Raw genomic sequence first — 17,680 nt, forward strand, 5'->3', positions numbered from 1 at the left:
TTTGCTGCCGTCATGGCATCGACGCCATTGCCTGTTAAACTACAGCCGAATATTTTTTAATCGGAATACGAGGGCGACATGGCAGACAAAATTCATCGCTATCAGGTCCAGGTTAGCTGGACCGGCAACCAGGGCACCGGCACCAAGAGTTATCGCGGCTACAGCCGCGACCATGATATCTGCGCGCCGGGCAAACCGACGCTGCCCGGCTCATCCGACCCGAGTTTCCGCGGCGACCCAACGCGCTGGAATCCGGAAGAGCTGCTGGTCGCGTCGCTGTCCGCCTGCCACAAGCTGTGGTATCTCGGGCTGTGCGCGGGAGCCGGCGTCACGGTGCTGGCCTACGACGATCGGGCGGAAGGGGAAATGGTGGAAGAGGCTGGCGGCGCCGGGCAGTTTCTGTCGGTCACGCTGCGTCCGCGCGTGGTGATCAGCGCCGACAGCGACGCGCAAACCGCTCTCGCGTTACATCATCAGGCTCACGAGATGTGCTTTATCGCCCGCTCGGTCAATTTTACCGTCACCCACCAGCCGGACATCGTGGTCGACGCGCCCTCGCCTTGCCAGTAACACCACGGCGGCGATATCTGTACCTGTCGCCGCCGCTCTGTATTTTTTGCGTCCTGCTTATTTCTGCGTCGCCTTGCTTATTGCTGCGTAAAGAAAATCGTTATCCAGTCAAAAATCGTTTCAATATAATCCTGCGTCTGCGTTAAATATTTGCTATCACGGCAGTTATTCTCCTTTTACGGATAGAAGTGCGTTTATGTTCAAATCGTTTTTTCCCAACCCCAAACTGTTTTTCTCCTCCGCGCTGCTCTGGTCGCTGGTAGCCGTCATCATCTGGTATAGCTGGGGGCGACCGCTGGGCGATAGCCTGCTGCACATCACCCAACCGCTGCCGCAAGGCGCGATACGGTTTCTGTCGCCCGCCTTTCTGTGGTTCTACGGTTACTACCTGCTGTGCGTAGCCATATTCGCCGGCGCCTGGGCGCTGTTAAACCCGCATCCCTGGCAACGCTGGTCGATTCTCGGTTCCTCGCTGATCATTTTCGTGACCTACTTTTCGGTCGAAGTCGGCGTGGCGGTCAACGACTGGTACGTCCCGTTTTACGATCTGATCCAGAAAGCGCTGAGCGCGCCGAACGCGGTGACTATTCAGGCGTTTTACCAGCAGTTGCTGATTTTCCTCGGTATCGCGCTGACCGCGGTGACCGTCGGCGTGCTGAACCTGTTTTTCGTCAGTCATTACGTCTTCCGCTGGCGTACCGCCATGAACGACTACTACACCTCGCACTGGCAAGCGTTGCGCCACATTGAAGGGGCGGCGCAGCGTATTCAGGAAGACACCATGCGTTTCGCTTCCACGGTGGAAAGCCTGGGGGTGGATCTGGTGAAATCGCTGATGACGTTGATCGCCTTTTTGCCGGTGCTGGTCAGCCTCTCGTCTCACGTCAAATCGCTGCCGCTGATCGGCGAAATTCCTTACGGCCTGGTGATCGCCGCCATCATCTGGTCGCTGGCGGGCACCGGCGTGCTGGCATTAATCGGTATCAAACTGCCGGGGCTGGAATTCAACAACCAGCGGGTGGAAGCCGCCTACCGTAAAGAACTGGTGTATGGCGAGGATGACGCCAGCCGCGCCACGCCGCCCACGGTAAAACAGCTGTTCGGCAATGTGCGGAAAAACTATTTCCGTCTCTACTTCCATTACACCTATTTCAATATCGCGCGGGTGCTCTATCTGCAAAGCGACAACGTGTTCGGCATCATCATGCTGCTGCCGTCGATCGTGGCGGGCAGCCTGACGCTCGGCCTGATGACCCAGATCACCAACGTGTTCGATCAGGTACGCGGTTCGTTCCAGTACCTGATCAACTCCTGGACCACCATCGTGGAACTGATGTCGATTTATAAACGTCTGCGCAGTTTCGAGTCGGTAATTCAGGACGTGCCGATGACCAGCGACGCCGCGGATATGACTTCCGGCGCCTGATAGGTGAGCCCCTTTCCGCGCTGCCGAGCGGCAGCGCGGAACCCTGCAACATCACGCCATCATCCCGGCGCCGGCGGATTCAGACAGACGCCGGCGCCCCGCCCGGGCAATGCGAGACGCCGCCTGCGCCAGCATCAAAAATCGGTTGGGATTGCCGTTGGAAAAATCGGATACCTGAACGCCATCGCAACAAAAAGTGCGCTTTTTTCACACCGCCATTTATCAGCTAAGGGAAAAAAATGCGATAAAACGTTATCTCCCCGCCAGCGAATAAAATAAAAAAATAGGATTTAATGCTTTATTTCAGGCTGAATTTTGGAATGAACAGCAAAATAGACAACCCTGAACATATCTCCAGACTAGTACGCGAAATCATTTAACAAATAAAAAACAAAAAAAGAGTAAACCATATAATTTAACTCGTAACAAAAACCGGTAAATAGCGGGCCAGGTGATTAGCCAGCAGGCTATTTATATCTCTAAGAAATGTGATACTATTCACGCGTTTTTTCTCACCTCTGGAAATTAGATATTTTTTATTCTGAAAAAACAAGGACGTAGACAGATGAGCATCCTCTGTTGATCTTGCGTTATCAAAGCGTTAGCCCCAATAGGAATCCCTTGATGAGCACAATTCTACATACCTATAACAATCTAAAGGTTGGTATTAAGCTGGCGATTGGGTTTGGCCTGATTTTGATCATGTCTGCCTTCATCATGCTGTCAGGCATAAATGGTTTTCGTCACATTGACGGCTACGTCAATAAATCCATTATCAGTAACGACATTAATAACAATCTGGACGAGGCCCGCCGGGCACGTCTCAACTTTCAATATACTCACGATTATGCCGCCATTAATAAAACCGGCACACTGATGGAAAAAGTCGGTCAGTCGCTCAATCAGGCCAATCAATTAACCTGGTTGCCCGCGTCGCAGCAATTGCTGGATCAGTTGAACGAGGCCTACAAAAAATACCAGCCTGCGCGCGAAGCGCTGATCACCGCCAGCCGCCAACGTGACGCCATCGCGCAGAAACTGAATCAGGACAGCAGCGCCAAAACGCTCGATACGCTGCGCGCCCAGTTCAACGGCAGCACCCTGACGCCGGAATTACGACTGGAATTCATCACGCTGTTCGAACAACTGATGGGCATTCGCGACCTTGCTCACGAACTGCTGCTGCAACCGTCCACCCAGTCTGAATCCAGCCTGCGCAAGGCGCTCGCCGCTACAACGACCGCCGTCAGCCAGGCGTTGCCCCACTTCAGCCCCGAACAACAGGGTTGGCTGAACCAATCATGGGGGCTGTTCTCCGCCTACAACGGCTACATCAACGATTACATGCGTGCCTTCCAGGACGAAAATACCGCCACCAGCGCCATGCTGGAAGCCGCGGTGATTCTGGATAACGCCTCCAGCGCACTGTATGAACGCCAGCTGTCGCTGGTCAGCGCCACCACCACCAGTTCGCAATGGCAGTTATTGTTTACCGGTCTGGTGATTATCGCTATCGGGGTACTGATGGCCTGGCGCATCACCCTGCAGATTACCCGTCCGCTGCATCAGAGCCTGTCGCTGGCTGAACGGATCGCTCAGGGCGACCTGACCGCCTCCATCAACGTCGTTCGCCGCGACGAACTGGGGATGCTGATGTCCGCCATGGCGGCTATGAACCACAAACTGCGCGAGATGATCGGCGAAATTCGTGAAGGGGTGAGCAATGTGGCGTCCGCCGCGTCGGAAATCGCCGCCGGCAACACCGATCTCTCCTCCCGCACCGAGCAGCAGTCGGCCGCCGTCGTGGAAACCGCCGCCAGCATGGAGCAGTTGACCTCAACGGTGAAACAGAACGCCGACAACGCGCACCACGCCTCGCAGCTGGCGGCCGATGCGTCAGGCAACGCCACCAAAGGCGGCGAGATCGTCACCAACGTGGTGAGCACCATGAACGAAATCGCCGTCAGTTCCCGGCGCATTTCCGAAATCACCTCGGTCATCAACGGCATCGCCTTCCAGACCAACATTCTGGCGCTCAACGCCGCGGTGGAAGCCGCGCGCGCCGGTGAACAGGGCCGCGGCTTCGCGGTGGTGGCGGGCGAGGTGCGCAATCTGGCCCAGCGCAGCGCTCAGGCCGCCAAAGAGATCGAAACCCTGATCGGCGAGTCGGTCACCCGGGTGAATACCGGCTCCACGCTGGTGGAAAGCGCCGGCAAAACCATGGACGAGATTATCCGCTCCATCTCCCATGTGCATGACATCATGGACGAGATCGCCTCGGCCTCTGACGAGCAAAGCCGCGGCATCAACCAGATCTCCACCGCGGTAGCCGAAATGGACGCCACCACCCAGCAGAACGCCGCGCTGGTGGAAGAGTCTTCCGCCGCCGCCAATTCGCTGGAAGAGCAGGCACAAACGCTGGAACATGCGGTATCGGTGTTCCGCCTCGGTAATGACGACGTTTCGACGCGCCCGGCGCAACGCGCCAGCCTTAGCGTCAGTAAGCCGCTGAAGCTGACGACATCCGCCGCTAAAGCAACCACCGTCGCCAAAACCACTGTCGTGAGCCGCCCTTCGGTCAGCGGCAAAGATGACTGGGAATCGTTCTAACCGGTTTTAACCACCGGCAACACAGCATGGCGATAAACGGCCATGCTGTGTATATTTTATTCACTTCAACGCAGTCTCCGATCGCTCCCTTCCCTTTCCCGCAGCGTTATCCTGCCATTCATCACTTGTCTTTCCAGCCAAACCCGCGCCCGAAATTACTCCTGAACTCAGCCTTTATTACGTTTTTATGTCCGTCACTTAAAAAATTAAAAAAACAAATGAGGCGTTAACCGTGGCTATACTTTCTTTCAATAAGCTGATTGATAATATCACTGTAGAATTTTACAAAAATGAAACATAATTTTTACATTATCTTTCCCTGTTCCTGGGATGAGGTTATGATGTCCGCGACAGTAACAGCCTGTTTATAAAACGGCAGCATCGCCGTCGACTATCCTATAACCATAACAGTAAGAAATAGCTTCAGCGTTCACGCCTCTGAAGCGATAACACGTTGATATGTTCAATTCGGTTTTTTCCCCGTCACTACCCTGGTAAATCAAGAAAAAGGAAGGCCCAATGAATACTGTTTTTGGCGCTTATAACAATTTCAGAGTCGGTGTGAAGCTGGCGATGGGATTCGGACTGATATTATTAATGGCGGCGATAATCATGCTGTCAGGGATCAATGGCTTTCGTAATATTGATGCGTATTCCCAGAAATCCATTATCAGCAATAATATTAACAGTTATCTGGAAGAGGCCCGGCGGGAGCGTCTGCGCTTCCAATATACCCATGATTATGCGGCGATTAATAAAAACGGCGAATTGCTAAATAAAATGACGCAATCGCTGAATGTCGCCCAGACAATGAAATGGGATGCGGACACCCGTATTGTACTGGACAGGATTATCCAGTCCGGCAAGGAATATAATGTCGCGCGGGAAAACCTGATCAGCGCCAGTCAGAAGCGGGACGCTATCGGTCAGAAACTATCTCAGGATACCATCGGTAAAATCATTGATACCCTGCGCGGGAAATTTGATGCCGCCACGCTGCCGGCGGAATTACGGCTGGAATTTATGTATATCAACGAGGGGCTGTCTGATATTAAAGACACCGCCCATGAACTGACGTTGATGCCGTCCGCCGAAACTGAAACGGCGCTTCGCAAGACGCTGGACACCGCACAACGCGCCATCACGCAGGCGCTGCCGAAATTCAGCACGGAGCAGCAGGCCTGGCTGAATCAGACCTGGCTGCCTTTCGCCACCTACAGCGGGGATATCACCCTTTACATGGCGGCCTATCAGGAAGAGAACGCGGCGTCTCAGCGCATGGCGGATATCGCGCTGGTTCTTAACCAGTCTGCGACCCAGCTTTATCAAACCCAGTTGGATAAGGTGGATAACATTACCCGCCAGTCGCAATACCAGCAGTGGATCATCGGGCTGGCGATTATCGCCATCGGCGTGCTGATGGCCTGGCGCATCACCCTGCAACTTACCCGCCCGTTGCGTCAGAGTCTGTCGCTGGCTGAGCGGATCGCCCAGGGCGACCTGACCGCCTCCATCACCGTCACCCGTAAGGATGAATTGGGTCAGTTGATGACGGCGATGAATGCGATGAACCACAAACTGCGCGAGATGATCGGCACCATTCGCGAGGGGGTGAGCAATGTGGCGTCCGCCGCGTCGGAAATCGCCGCCGGCAACACCGACCTCTCCTCCCGCACCGAGCAACAGTCGGCCGCGGTAGTGGAAACCGCCGCCAGCATGGAGCAGTTGACCTCAACGGTGAAACAGAACGCCGACAACGCGCATCACGCCTCGCAACTGGCGGCCGATGCGTCAGGCAACGCCACCAAAGGCGGCGAGATCGTCACCAACGTAGTGAGCACCATGAACGAAATCGCCGTCAGTTCCCGGCGCATTTCCGAAATCACCACCGTCATCAACGGTATCGCCTTCCAGACCAACATTCTGGCGCTCAATGCTGCGGTGGAAGCGGCGCGCGCCGGCGAACAGGGCCGCGGCTTCGCGGTGGTGGCCGGTGAGGTACGCAGCCTGGCCCAGCGTAGCGCCCAGGCCGCCAAAGAGATTGAAACCCTGATCGGCGAGTCGGTCATCCGGGTGAATACCGGCTCCTCGCTGGTGGAAAGCGCCGGCAAAACCATGGACGAGATTATCCGTTCCATCGCCCATGTGCATGACATCATGGGGGAAATCGCCTCAGCTTCCGACGAGCAGAGCCGCGGCATCAATCAGATCTCCAACGCGGTAGCCGAAATGGACGCCACCACCCAGCAGAACGCCGCGCTGGTGGAAGAGTCTTCCGCCGCGGCCAATTCACTGGAAGAGCAGGCGCAAGCGCTGGAACAGGCCGTCTCGATATTCCGCCTCGATAATGACGACAGCCATCGCTTTGCCCGCACCGCGCACAAACCCGGCGCCGTCAGCGCTAAAAAACCGCTGATGCTGGCCAGCGCCGGAGCAGGCACCCGCTCCGGCAACGACGAGTGGGAGTCGTTCTAACCCGTTAATCCAGCCTCATCATGGCGGGCGTCGCCCGCCATGTTTTATCACTTTCCTCGTTTTACCACCCAGCGCATAAGCTCAGTCACTCTTCGCATTTAATGTCGCGGTGATTTCCTGCAATACTGCCTGAGCGCGCCGTCATCATGTTAATGATATTTAAGCATTATTTATGCAATAAGCCGATGCCGCGCGTGGTGCTCGCCTTTTATTTATTGATTAATTCAACGCCTATTTTTATCGGGGGATGACCGGCGTAACCAGGCTCACACTGGCATGTAACATCCCCACGGAGACAGGCGCTTAACCATTCACACACGGGGACATTATGCATTTATCTTTTCGTACCATGATTGCCGCGCTGGCGCTGGTCGCCGCGCCCTGGCTGGCTCGGGCCGAAGCGCCTGCCTCCACCTGGCAACACATCAAACAGACCGGCGAACTGCGCATCGGCGTGGCGCAGGGCGAACCCTGGTATTTCAAGAACGCGGCGACCGGCGAATGGGACGGTATCGGCTATCAGGTCGGTAAGGTGCTGGCGACAGACCTTGGGGTTAAGCTGGTGACGGTGGAAACCACCTGGGGCAACGCGGTCGCCGCGCTGCAAACCGGCCAGATCGACACCATGCTGGTGCTTGACCCCACCGACGAGCGCAAGAAAGCGGTCGATTTTCCTGAACAACCGTTCTTCTGGTATGCCCAGGGCGTGCTGGTGCGCGACGGCATCAGCGTCACCAACTGGGAAGACCTCAACCGGCCGGATGTCAAAATCGGCGTCACGCTCGGGTCCAGCCCGGACCTGCTGCTGACCAAAAATCTGCCGAAAGCGCAGTTGGTGCGTTTCCCCAACATGGATGAAGGCGTGGCGGCGTTTTATGCCGTGCGGGTGGATGCGTTGTCCTACTTCCATCCGGCGCTGGCGCTGCAACAGGCTAAAGTCGGCAAAGGCAACCTGATCCTGCCGAAACCCATTGTGGCGGTCAGCACCAGCGGCGCTATCCGCAAGGAAAGCGACCAGACCTTCCATCAGTTCCTCAACGACGAATTCGGCAAGCTCTATCAGTCCGGTCAGATTCAGCAGTTCTACGAGCAGGCGCTGAAAGCCCGCGGCGTGGACATCAGCAAGGTGCCGCCGGTGATCCGCGAAGCGTGGAAATAACCGGCGAGCGAGGAACGTCAGCCCGCGAACAGCGGCGCCAGCGCCAGCGCCGCATCCGGCTGGCGTTCCAGTTCAAGCAGCGTATCAATAAGGCGATCGACCTCGTTATCGCCCAGCCGCCGCGACAGATTGTCGCGGCACTTGCGCACAATCTCCGCTTCCGCCATCGGGTTCTCTTCGCACCCTGGCGGATAATCCACTGCCGGCGCGTTCAGCCACTGCCCGTCAACGACCACCCTCACCCGATTAACCGGCCGCCGCTGCACCGCCATCAACCGATCCAACTCGTCATCCACCACTAACTCGACCCGGCGGGCAAACGCCAGCAGCGTCGCATCCTGCCGCGCCGCCGCGTTGCTCCAGCTCTGTCGGGGAAGGCCGTAGGCCAGGCAGGCCAACGCCAGCGGCACGCTGAACTGGGCATCGGTTTCGCTCAACAGCTGGGTATCGGCGAATTGCTGCACCAGCGTCTGGCTACCGATGACCTGAATCCGCACGATCCGATCCGGCGTCAGCGCCTGCTGCGTCAGCAATTGCTCAAACGCCGCCAGCGCGGTGTGCATCCAGCGGCAAACCGGGTAACGTTTGAAACTGGCATGGCGCAGCCGCCACGCATCCCCCAGCCCGTCGACCAGCAGCGACGCATCACAGCGGTCGGAGCCGATCATGCGCCAGAACCCGTGCTCTCCGTCCAGTACGTCGCGCGGCCCGATAATGCCTTCCCTGTGCAGCAACACCCCGCGCACCCCGGCCTCCGTCGCCGGCGCGTTATAATCCTTGAACGCCACCAGCGGCCGCTGCCGCCAGTTGTACTTGTGCAGCCCCGGCAGCGGGGTCAGCGACGCCGCCAACCCGATGGCGTTTTCCAGCCCGGCGGCATCGCAGCCGCTCAGCAGACCGAACGCGACCGCCGCGCCCAGCGACTGGTGCTGGCACACGCCGTACACCTGCCGAAAACGCTCCGGACTGGGTTGCTGAGCGAGAATCACGCGCCCGTTGATTTCCCAGGCCGCCGCCAGCGCGCACAGCAATTGCGCGCCGGATACCTGCCGCTCGCCCAGCGCCGCCAGCGCCGCCGCCACCAGCGTGGCGCCGGGGTGACCCATGCCGCGACCATCCCGCTCAAAGCCGTCGTCATAATCCAGCGCGTTCATCGCCGCCGAATTGACGAACGCCGCCCCCAGCGCCGACAGCCCGTCCCGGCGTCCCAGCACCGGCGATGTCCCGGCGGCATACTGCTGGCGCGCCATGCGCTGCGCCTGCTGAAACACCTCGCTATCCAGCCCGGCGATGCCGCACCCCAGCGTATCCAACAAATGCAGCAGAATTTTTCGCCGCCAGACCGCCGGGATCGCCGCCGGGGTTAGCCGGCAGGCAAAGCGGGCCAGCGTCAGGGTTATCGGAGCGGCGTGGTTCAAGGAGGTCATCGGTTTAGATTCCTGTCGGCGTCAGGGACGGCATATCAAATATATCGATGATAACACTCCGTTTTCCGGCTGCTTTATGCCATTTTCGCTACCGGTTGCAACCAAACGACATAACCCGTCGTTCCGGTAGCGGATGGATATACTGCTGCATGGCTATCACCCCATATGTCTATCAACCTGCATGTCTATCTACCCGCACGGCTATCAGGCTGTATGGCTTTACCGCCAAATAGCATTTTATTTCTAAAAATCGCATATAGATGGTTAGTTATATTATTTTTATGGCGTTATGCCTGAGTTTTACCATGTCCACCTCGTTATTAACCGAGGTGATGACTATGCCTATTCCTACATCCGTACCTACGTCGGTACTCGGCCTGATCGGCAACACCCCGTTGCTGGAGCTGACGCAGTTCGATACCGGCCCCTGCCGGTTATTCGCCAAGCTGGAAAACCAGAATCCCGGCGGCTCGATCAAAGATCGCGTCGCGCTATCGATGATCGAGGCGGCAGAGCAGCAGGGAAAACTGCAGCCCGGCGGCACGCTGATCGAAGCCACCGCCGGCAATACCGGGCTTGGGCTGGCATTAGTGGCGGCGCTCAAAGGCTACCGCCTGATTCTGGTGGTGCCGGACAAGATGAGCCGGGAGAAAATCTTCCACCTGCGCGCGCTGGGCGTCGACGTGCGCCTGACCCGTTCCGATGTGGCTAAAGGCCACCCGGACTACTATCAGGACTACGCGCAACGACTGGCAGACGAGATCCCCGGCGCGTTCTACATCGACCAGTTCAATAACCCGGCCAACCCGCTGGCCCACTACCGTACCACCGCGCCGGAACTGTGGCGGCAGATGGAGAACGACATCGATGCTATCGTGGTCGGCGTCGGCTCCGGCGGAACACTGGGCGGACTGAGCCGCTACTTCGCCGAGGTGTCGCCGAAAACCGAGCTGGTGCTGGCGGACCCGGCCGGGTCGATCCTGACCGATTACGTGCGGCAAGGCACCACGGGCGAAGCGGGAAGCTGGCTGGTAGAGGGCATCGGCGAGGATTTCCTGCCGGCGCTGGCGAATTTCAGCCAGGTGAAACACGCCTACGCCATCAGCGATCGGGAATCGTTTCAGGCCGCCCGCGCGCTGTTGCTCAAAGAAGGCGTGCTGGCCGGCTCCTCCAGCGGCACATTGCTGGCGGCGGCGCTGCGCTACTGCCGCGCCCAGACCGAACCGCGCCGGGTGGTAACGCTGGTGTGCGACAGCGGCAACAAGTACCTGTCGAAGATGTTCAACGACTACTGGATGATTGAGCAAGGGTTAATCCAACGCCCGCCGCTGGGCGACCTGCGCGATCTGATCACCTATCGCCATAACGAAGGCGCCACCGTGTCGGTCTCCCCGGCTGACTCGCTGGCGATTGTTCATGCCCGGATGCGGCTGTACGACATTTCCCAGTTGCCGGTGCTGGAACACGACCGGGTGGTCGGGGTGATCGACGAGTGGGACCTGCTCAACAATCTCAAGACTAACCCGCGCCATTTCTCGCTGACCGCCCGCGACGCGATGACCGATCAGGTCAACACCTTGCAGAAAGATGCGTCGTTCGATCAACTGCTGACCACCTTTGATCGCGGGCATGTGGCGGTGATTCTGGACGGCCAGCGTTTCCTCGGCCTGATCACCCGCACCGATGTGCTCAATCACTGGCGGCATCTGGTGCGCTGACCTTTCTACCGATTACCACAAGGATTAACCATGAGCCATTTCGATACCCTGACCGTTCACGCCGGCTACACGCCGGACAGCACCGGCGCGGTGATGCCCGCCATTTACGCCACCTCCACCTTCGCCCAGCCGGCGCCCGGTCAGCACACCGGCTACGAGTACTCACGCAGCGGCAACCCGACCCGCCACGCGCTGGAAGCCAATATCGCCGCGCTGGAAGGCGGCATTCAGGGCTTTGCCTTCGCCTCCGGGCTGGCGGCCAGCGCCACGGTGCTGGAACTGCTCGATCAGGGCAGCCACATCGTCGCGGTGGATGATATTTACGGCGGCACCTGGCGATTGCTGGACCGGGTGCGCAAGCGTACCGCCGGACTGAGCGTCACCTACGTCGACCCGGCCGACCTGACCACGCTGGAGCAGGCTATCACCCCGCAAACCCGCATGATCTGGGTAGAAACGCCCACCAATCCGCTGCTGAAACTGGCCGACCTGCGCGCCATCGCCGAACTGGCCCAGCGCCGCGGCGTGATCAGCGTGGCGGACAACACCTTCGCCTCCCCGGCCTTGCAGCGGCCGCTGGATCTGGGCTTCGATATCGTGGTGCACTCGGCCACCAAGTATCTGAACGGCCACTCGGATGTGGTCGCCGGGCTGGCGGTAGTCGGGCGGGACCAGGAGCTGGCGGCGCAACTGGCGTTTTTGCAGAATGCGGTGGGCGGGGTACTCGATCCGTTCAGCAGTTTCCTGACGCTGCGCGGTATTCGCACGCTGGCGCTGCGCCTTGCCCGCCATAGCGACAACGCGCTGACGCTGGCGCGCTGGCTGGAGCAGCAACCGCAGGTGGAGCAGGTGTACTATCCCGGCCTGCCGTCTCACCCGCAGCATGCGCTGGCGCGTCGGCAAATGAGCGCGTTCGGCGGCATGATAAGCGTCAGGCTGCGCGGCGACGCCGACTACGCCGGCGCGGTGATTAAGCGCACCCGGCTGTTTACGCTGGCGGAAAGTCTGGGCGGAGTCGAAAGCCTGATCAGCCAGCCCTTCAACATGACCCACGCCTCCTTGCCGCTGGAACAGCGCCTGCGCCTCGGCATCACGCCGCAGTTGCTGCGTCTGTCGGTCGGCATCGAAAACGTGGAAGACCTGATCGCCGATATCCGGCAGGCGTTAACCGGCCAGACGGCGTAATCCCGCTTATCAGGGCTGTCGTCGACAGCCCCAGATGACTGACAAACCCCTTAAGTACAAGGGTGAGGGGTTTTTCCGGCGTCAAAAACTGTGCTGAGGCAGGCGACTTCGCCGGGTGAGCCGCACGGACGCGGCGAAAGCCCAATTTTCTATCTGCGACTCAGCGAATTTCCCGCTTTCCTTAGCCAAAAATCGGCTATCAATCCGCTTTTTTAGCATTTACTTATCACATTTTTCGGCTGCTAAGATGCGGTGGATATAAAAAACATTATCGATATAACAATTCGTACGCCATTGGCGTTATCAGGGAAAAACACATGCGTTATCAATGGGATTTTTCCGCCCTGCCGCACTGGTGGCCGTTGCTGCTGGACGGGTTATGGGGAACGGTCCGCATCGGGTTTACCAGCATTCTGATCGGGATGCTGGTCGGCGCGCTGCTGGCCGCCATGAAACTGTCGTCCACCCGGCTGTTGCGCCTGCCCGCTCACCTGTTCATCGGCTTTTACCGCAACACGCCCGCCATCGTGCATTTTTTCTGGATTTACTACGCGCTGCCGGTCGTCAGCCCGCTGACCCTGTCGCCGTTCGCGGCCGCAGTAACGGCCCTGTCGGCGCAGTCGGCCGCGTTTTACGCCGAAGTCTACCGCGGCGGCATCCTGTCGATTGCCGAGGGTCAGTGGGAAGGCGCCAAAGCGCTCGGCATGTCGCGCCCGCTGGCGTTGCGCCGCGTGATCCTGCCGCAGGCGCTGCGACGCATGATCCCGCCGTTGATTGAACGCTCGTTCGAGCTGATTAAATCCACTTCGCTGGCGTCGTCGCTGGCCTACGGCGAGCTGTTGTATCAGGCGATGCAGATCAACAGCCAGAGCTTCCGTCCGCTGGAAGTCTACAGCCTGGCGGCGCTGCTCTATTTCACGCTGCTGTTTGTCCTTAGCCTGCTGAGCCAGTACGTCGAGCGGCGGCTGTCTTACGCCCGTGTACAGTGAGGTCGCCGATGCACTATCAATGGAACTTTGGCTTTATCTGGCAACAGTTGCCCGTCCTGCTGCGCGGGCTGGGCGTCACGCTGGAGCTATGGCTGCTGGCGGGTATCGGCGGCACTCTGCTTGGGCTGGCGCTGGGCATCGCCCGCACCGCGCGTCGCCGCGCCGTCCGTCTGCCGGTGATGGCGTTCGTCGAGCTGTTTCGCAATACGCCGGTACTGATTCAGCTGATCTGGTTTTACTACGCTCTGCCGGTGCTGGCGGGCATCCAGTTCAGCACCTTTGGCGCGGCGACGCTGGCGCTGACGCTCTACACCGCCGCCTACAGCACCGAAATCTTCCGTGCCGGTCTGCAATCGATGGAGCAAGGCCAGTGGGAAGGCGCCAAAGCGCTCGGCATGTCTTACCCGCTGGCGTTGCGCCGCGTGATCCTGCCGCAGGTGTTGCAACGCATGTTGCCCGCGCTGACCAACCGCCTGATCGAACTGGCCAAAGTCACCTCGCTGGCGTCGATGCTGGCGGTCAATGAACTGATGTATCAGGGCCGGCTGCTAAGCAGCGATACCTATCGGCCGCTGGAAATCCTCACCGTGGTGGCGTTGTTCTATTTCGTGCTGATCTGGCCCGGCAGCTATCTGGCCGCGCGGCTGGAGCGGCGCTGGCGCTCGCCTTTATCAACCCGATAAACTTTTATCAACCCGGAAACCCTTTATGACTGATTCGCAGGATATCGTTTTACGGCTGCGCGGACTGACCAAAGCATTTCACGGTCAGCCGGTGCTGAAAGGCATCGACCTTGATGTGCGGCGCGGGGAGAAAATCGCCATTATCGGCGGCAGCGGTTCCGGCAAGAGCACCCTGCTGCGCTGCCTGAATTTCATGGAGGTGCCGAGCGGCGGCACCATCGAGCTGGACGGCGAGGTGCTGGGTCAACCGTTGCCGGACGGCGCGCGGCGCTATGCGGAAAAGCAATTGTGCGCGGTACGTCAGCGCGTCGGCATGGTGTTCCAGCAGTTCAACCTGTTTCCGCACCTGACGGTGCTGCAAAACGTGCAGGAGGCGCTGCTGTCGGTGAAAAAGCTGCCGCGCGCCGACGCCGCGGTCATTGCCCGCCGGCAACTGGAGAAAGTCGGGCTGGCGGACAAACTCCACGCCCGCCCCGGCAACCTGTCCGGCGGCCAGCAACAGCGGGTGGCGATTGCCCGCGCGCTGGCGATGGAGCCGGAAATCATGCTTTTCGACGAGCCCACTTCGTCGCTTGACCCGGAACTGGTGGGCGAAGTGCTGCACACCATTCGCGCGCTGGCGGACGACGGGCGCACGCTGTTGCTGGTGACCCATGAACTGGGCTTCGCCTGGCACTTCGCCGACCGGGTGATCTTCATCGCCGACGGCGTTATTCACGAAATGGGCAGCGCCGAACAGGTGCTGCGTCATCCCCAACAACCCCGCACGCAGGCGTTTCTGGCCCGCTTCGCCGAACGCGCGTTTTAAGGAGTCGTCATGAACGCTTCATCCCCTTCCGCCGTCAGCAGCCAGGCTTACCGGCAGGATCCCCGCAACGACGACGTGCAGGTGTACGTCAACGGTGAATTCGTGCATCGCTCACAGGCGGTGGTATCGGTGTTTGATTCGGGTTACGTCTGCGGCGACGGCGTCTGGGAAGGCCTGCGGCTGGTCAACGGCCGTCTGATTTCCCTCGACGCCCATCTGGACAGGCTGTTGGCCGGCGCAGCCGCCATCAGGCTGGAGATCGGCCACAGCCGTGCTGAACTGATCGACATTTTGCTGCGCACGCTGGCTATCAATGGTATGACCGACGGCGCGCACCTGCGGCTGATGATCACCCGCGGGCGCAAAAGCACGCCTAATCAGGATCCGCGCTTTATCCTTGGCGGCGCGACGGTGGTGTGCGTGGCGGAATACAAAGTGGTGGATGAAGCGGCCAAACAACGCGGACTGGCGCTGTTCACCTCCAGCTACCGCACCAGCACGCCGGACGTGTTCGACCTGCGGCTCAATTCCCACAGCCGCCTGAATCTGATTCAGGCGCTGCTGCAGGCGATCGAGGCCGGCGCTGACGAAGCGCTGATGCTGGACCCGCACGGTTTCGTCGCCAGTTGCAACTCCACCAACTTTTTTATCGTGCGGCGCGGCGAACTCTGGACCTCCAGCGGCCGCTACTGCTTCAACGGCATCACCCGCCAGACGGTGATCGATCTGGCGCGCGCCCACGGCCTGACGGTGCGGGTGGATGATTTCACGCTGGCGGAGGCGCTGACCGCCGACGAAGCCTTCGTCACCGGCACGCTGGCGGGCATCACCCCGGTGCGTAAGCTGGATGGACGGGAATTTGATCCGACGCAGCGCCACATCACCCAGCAACTCAAAGCGTGTTATCAGACCTTTATCGAAACCTGATACGCCGCCCGGCAGGCAACGTCAAAAAACCGGGGCCGCGCCCCGGTTGCCGTCAGTCAGCAAAACCCATACTTCTCGCGTAGCCCCAGCTCCGCCACGATCCGCACCCCGCGCTCCAGCGCGTCGCCGTCCAGATCGCGCAGCGGGCGGCGCAGGCTGCCCGCAGGCAGGCCGACCGCCTTCATCAGCGATTTCACCGCCACCGGATTAATGGCGGAATAGGTGTAGTGCAGCAGCGGCAGCAGATGCTGATACGCATTGCGAAAACGCTCGGCATCGCCCGCCTCTCGCCACGGCCGGGAGATCGCCGCCAGCTCCGCCGGCGCGATATTGCCGGTCATATTGGCGGTGCCGTGACCGCCCAGCGACATCGTGGGTACGACCAGCCCGAGATTAGGCGAATCGCAGCACATCACCGACACGTCCGGGTTGCCCGCCAACACTTGCGCCACCTGGCCGACACGGGTGGTGGATTCCTTATGGATCACGTAGTTCGGGTGCCTGAAGATGCGCAGCAGCGACGTCCAGTGCAGGTCGGTTTTCACCCGCGGCGGGTTGTTATAGATGCCGAGCGGCAGGTCGGTGGCGTCGGCGATCTCCAGAAAATAGTGCTCGATATCGCTTTCGCTGGCGCAGATATAGGCAGGCGCGGCGATGATGGCGCCATCAGCGCCGTTGTCTTTGGCAAAACGCACATAGTCGATGGTGGTATCGGTATTGTTGCCGGTACAACCGAAAAAGATCTTCATCTTGCCGCTGTTGAAACGGGCGGTGCGACGAATGATTTCCCGGCGTTCTTCCGGCGACAGCATCGACACTTCGCCGGTGGACCCCATGATCAGCACCGCGGCGGTGCCGTTTTGCTCCTGAAACTGCAGCAGGGTTTCGAACGCGCCGAAATCCACGCTGCCGTTGTCGTTAAACGGGGTGATCAGAGCCACAAACGACCCTTCGATTTTTTCTCTGCTCATAGCCATTCCTGTCTGATGAAACGTGGTTGTCATGAAAAACGGTTATTCGCCCGGCGCGGAATCCGTCGACGGCGCGGCGAAGCCCGCGCTGACGAACCGTAACAGTTGCCGCAGCACCTGCTCGTCGTCGTTGTTGTCGCATAATCCCTGCGATAACAGCGACAAACGGCCGGAACGCGGATCGACGTCCGCCAGCACGTGCATGGCCGCGCCGCGGGCAAACTCATAGCGCCAGATAGCCTCGGCGCGTGAAATATGCGGCACCGCCCGGACGAACGCCTGAATAAAGCGGTGGGCGGTGCCATCAAAACGGTCCGACAGCAACAGCGATACCTCGCCCTGCGGCGTGGCGCGCAGGTGCTGCAACAGCCGTACCGCGATACGGCCGCCGTCCGGCGTGCGGGCGCTCTGCACCAGCGGGCGCAACAGGGCATCCAGCAACGCCGACAGCGGCGGCGAATCGCCCCACCGCCGCTCCGCCTCGTCCAGCAACCGGCCGCGTTCGGTGTTCAACGGCTGCAACACCGCATCCAGCACCGCCTGCAACAACCCGTCTTTGGAACCGAAGTGGTAGTTGATGGCGGCAACGTTGACCTGCGTCGCTTCGGTAATCTCCCGCACCGTAGTCAGGTCGCTGCCTTTATGGGCGAAACGCGTCATCGCTTCCTGCAGGATGCGCTGGCGAACATCCACCTCTTTTTCTTTGGCTGCTGTATTCATTGATTGTCCTTT

The 17,680-nt window shown here is 59.5% G+C and carries 14 protein-coding genes; 11 read left to right on the top strand and 3 right to left on the bottom strand.

The genetic code is table 11. The features are described from left to right. The first annotated feature begins 78 nt into the window (after nucleotides 1-78). The 5 genes from DXXMK7_RS11640 to DXXMK7_RS11660 all read left to right on the top strand — a co-directional run bounded on the left by DXXMK7_RS11640 (nucleotide 79) and on the right by DXXMK7_RS11660 (nucleotide 8,240). Nucleotides 79-570, top strand: a complete 492-nt coding sequence (locus tag DXXMK7_RS11640) for an OsmC family protein (protein WP_038919225.1) — start codon at nucleotides 79-81, stop codon at nucleotides 568-570. 196 nt (nucleotides 571-766) lie between these two features. Then, a complete protein-coding gene (sbmA, locus tag DXXMK7_RS11645) occupies nucleotides 767-1,996 on the top strand; it encodes a peptide antibiotic transporter SbmA (protein ID WP_038919226.1) in 1,230 nt (409 codons plus the stop codon). Between the two features lie 624 nt (nucleotides 1,997-2,620). Continuing rightward, nucleotides 2,621-4,606, top strand: coding sequence for a methyl-accepting chemotaxis protein (locus tag DXXMK7_RS11650; protein ID WP_038919227.1), 1,986 nt, complete (start codon nucleotides 2,621-2,623; stop codon nucleotides 4,604-4,606). A 519-nt stretch (nucleotides 4,607-5,125) separates the two neighbouring features. Beyond that, the gene (locus DXXMK7_RS11655; RefSeq protein WP_038919228.1) at nucleotides 5,126-7,081 is read left to right on the top strand and encodes a methyl-accepting chemotaxis protein; all 1,956 of its coding nucleotides are present in this window, start codon (nucleotides 5,126-5,128) and stop codon (nucleotides 7,079-7,081) included. Nucleotides 7,082-7,430: 349 nt separating this feature from the next. Further along, nucleotides 7,431-8,240 carry a transporter substrate-binding domain-containing protein gene (locus tag DXXMK7_RS11660; protein ID WP_371206764.1) on the top strand — a complete coding sequence of 270 codons (810 nt, stop codon included), beginning with the start codon at nucleotides 7,431-7,433 and terminating at the stop codon, nucleotides 8,238-8,240. A 17-nt stretch (nucleotides 8,241-8,257) separates the two neighbouring features. Here DXXMK7_RS11660 and DXXMK7_RS11665 read toward each other — a convergent pair whose 3' ends face one another. Beyond that, complete coding sequence (locus tag DXXMK7_RS11665) at nucleotides 8,258-9,667, bottom strand: MmgE/PrpD family protein (RefSeq protein WP_038919230.1); 1,410 nt, start codon at nucleotides 9,665-9,667, stop codon at nucleotides 8,258-8,260. A gap of 338 nt (nucleotides 9,668-10,005) precedes the next feature. Here DXXMK7_RS11665 and DXXMK7_RS11670 point away from each other — a divergent pair, with 338 nt between their 5' ends. From DXXMK7_RS11670 to DXXMK7_RS11695, 6 genes are all read left to right on the top strand, one after another. Continuing rightward, on the top strand, nucleotides 10,006-11,385 hold the full coding sequence (locus tag DXXMK7_RS11670; RefSeq protein ID WP_038920992.1) for a cystathionine beta-synthase: 1,380 nt from the start codon (nucleotides 10,006-10,008) through the stop codon (nucleotides 11,383-11,385). Between the two features lie 30 nt (nucleotides 11,386-11,415). After that, nucleotides 11,416-12,570, top strand: coding sequence for a PLP-dependent aspartate aminotransferase family protein (locus DXXMK7_RS11675; RefSeq protein ID WP_038919231.1), 1,155 nt, complete (start codon nucleotides 11,416-11,418; stop codon nucleotides 12,568-12,570). A 317-nt stretch (nucleotides 12,571-12,887) separates the two neighbouring features. After that, entirely contained in the window at nucleotides 12,888-13,559 is a 672-nt protein-coding gene (locus DXXMK7_RS11680; RefSeq protein WP_038919233.1) for an amino acid ABC transporter permease, read from the top strand. 8 nt (nucleotides 13,560-13,567) lie between these two features. Continuing rightward, nucleotides 13,568-14,242: an amino acid ABC transporter permease gene (locus DXXMK7_RS11685; protein ID WP_038919234.1), complete on the top strand. Its 675-nt coding sequence runs from the start codon at nucleotides 13,568-13,570 to the stop codon at nucleotides 14,240-14,242. A 25-nt stretch (nucleotides 14,243-14,267) separates the two neighbouring features. Next, entirely contained in the window at nucleotides 14,268-15,050 is a 783-nt protein-coding gene (locus DXXMK7_RS11690) for an amino acid ABC transporter ATP-binding protein (protein WP_038658117.1), read from the top strand. A 9-nt stretch (nucleotides 15,051-15,059) separates the two neighbouring features. Further along, complete coding sequence (locus DXXMK7_RS11695) at nucleotides 15,060-15,977, top strand: aminotransferase class IV (RefSeq protein WP_038919235.1); 918 nt, start codon at nucleotides 15,060-15,062, stop codon at nucleotides 15,975-15,977. Nucleotides 15,978-16,033: 56 nt separating this feature from the next. On the opposite strand, the gene DXXMK7_RS11700 is transcribed toward DXXMK7_RS11695, so the two are convergent. Both DXXMK7_RS11700 and DXXMK7_RS11705 read right to left on the bottom strand, forming a co-directional pair. Next, nucleotides 16,034-16,948, bottom strand: coding sequence for a 4-hydroxy-tetrahydrodipicolinate synthase (locus DXXMK7_RS11700; RefSeq protein ID WP_038919236.1), 915 nt, complete (start codon nucleotides 16,946-16,948; stop codon nucleotides 16,034-16,036). A 42-nt stretch (nucleotides 16,949-16,990) separates the two neighbouring features. Beyond that, on the bottom strand, nucleotides 16,991-17,668 hold the full coding sequence (locus tag DXXMK7_RS11705; RefSeq protein WP_038919237.1) for a TetR/AcrR family transcriptional regulator: 678 nt from the start codon (nucleotides 17,666-17,668) through the stop codon (nucleotides 16,991-16,993). Between the last annotated feature and the right edge of the window lie 12 nt (nucleotides 17,669-17,680).

It is taken from the genome of Dickeya sp. MK7, from assembly GCF_000406305.1.
GTDB classification, from domain to species: Bacteria; Pseudomonadota; Gammaproteobacteria; order Enterobacterales; family Enterobacteriaceae; genus Dickeya; species Dickeya fangzhongdai.

What these genes read in the sequence shown, in the direction of transcription:
- DXXMK7_RS11665 (WP_038919230.1), bottom strand. Translation starts at nt 9,667, where the DNA reads ATGACCTCCTTGAACCACGCCGCTCCGATAACCCTGACGCTGGCCCGC.
- sbmA (WP_038919226.1), top strand. Translation starts at nt 767, where the DNA reads ATGTTCAAATCGTTTTTTCCCAACCCCAAACTGTTTTTCTCCTCCGCG.
- DXXMK7_RS11695 (WP_038919235.1), top strand. Translation starts at nt 15,060, where the DNA reads ATGAACGCTTCATCCCCTTCCGCCGTCAGCAGCCAGGCTTACCGGCAG.
- DXXMK7_RS11655 (WP_038919228.1), top strand. Translation starts at nt 5,126, where the DNA reads ATGAATACTGTTTTTGGCGCTTATAACAATTTCAGAGTCGGTGTGAAG.
- DXXMK7_RS11640 (WP_038919225.1), top strand. Translation starts at nt 79, where the DNA reads ATGGCAGACAAAATTCATCGCTATCAGGTCCAGGTTAGCTGGACCGGC.
- DXXMK7_RS11705 (WP_038919237.1), bottom strand. Translation starts at nt 17,668, where the DNA reads ATGAATACAGCAGCCAAAGAAAAAGAGGTGGATGTTCGCCAGCGCATC.
- DXXMK7_RS11670 (WP_038920992.1), top strand. Translation starts at nt 10,006, where the DNA reads ATGCCTATTCCTACATCCGTACCTACGTCGGTACTCGGCCTGATCGGC.
- DXXMK7_RS11680 (WP_038919233.1), top strand. Translation starts at nt 12,888, where the DNA reads ATGCGTTATCAATGGGATTTTTCCGCCCTGCCGCACTGGTGGCCGTTG.
- DXXMK7_RS11675 (WP_038919231.1), top strand. Translation starts at nt 11,416, where the DNA reads ATGAGCCATTTCGATACCCTGACCGTTCACGCCGGCTACACGCCGGAC.
- DXXMK7_RS11685 (WP_038919234.1), top strand. Translation starts at nt 13,568, where the DNA reads ATGCACTATCAATGGAACTTTGGCTTTATCTGGCAACAGTTGCCCGTC.
- DXXMK7_RS11660 (WP_371206764.1), top strand. Translation starts at nt 7,431, where the DNA reads ATGATTGCCGCGCTGGCGCTGGTCGCCGCGCCCTGGCTGGCTCGGGCC.
- DXXMK7_RS11700 (WP_038919236.1), bottom strand. Translation starts at nt 16,948, where the DNA reads ATGAGCAGAGAAAAAATCGAAGGGTCGTTTGTGGCTCTGATCACCCCG.
- DXXMK7_RS11650 (WP_038919227.1), top strand. Translation starts at nt 2,621, where the DNA reads ATGAGCACAATTCTACATACCTATAACAATCTAAAGGTTGGTATTAAG.
- DXXMK7_RS11690 (WP_038658117.1), top strand. Translation starts at nt 14,268, where the DNA reads ATGACTGATTCGCAGGATATCGTTTTACGGCTGCGCGGACTGACCAAA.